Here is a 292-nt window from a genome sequence, read left to right as displayed (position 1 = left end):
CCGACCATCCGCTCCAGCGCGAAAAAGAGCTGAGCCCGCGCGGCTTCGGGGCTGGCGGGGGCCGCCGCCCGGGCAGCGCCGAGCGCCTGGCCGGCAATCCCCTGGATGGTTTCGACGATGTAGTCGGCGGCGGCGGCGCGCAGGCCTTCCTTGCCGCCGAAATGGTAGGCGATGGAGCCGATATTGGCCTTGGCCTCGGCGGCGATCTCGCGCGTCGAGGTGCCGTCGAAGCCCTGCCGCCCGAACAGCTTGAGGGCGGCATGCACGAGCGCCGCCCGCGTTTGATCGGCGA

At 71.9% G+C, this 292-nt stretch carries 1 protein-coding gene; it reads right to left on the bottom strand.

All coding sequences use genetic code 11. From position 1 onward, the window contains the following. On the bottom strand, window positions 1-292 hold a 292-nt coding region (locus EN859_RS37120; RefSeq protein ID WP_135913743.1), incomplete at both ends, for a TetR family transcriptional regulator.

Origin of the sequence: Mesorhizobium sp. M00.F.Ca.ET.216.01.1.1, assembly GCF_004010325.2 — a bacterium.
Taxonomy (GTDB): domain Bacteria; phylum Pseudomonadota; class Alphaproteobacteria; order Rhizobiales; family Rhizobiaceae; genus Mesorhizobium.
The sequence above is the reverse complement of the archived record's forward strand: the minus strand, read 5'-3'. Positions and strand labels throughout refer to the sequence as shown.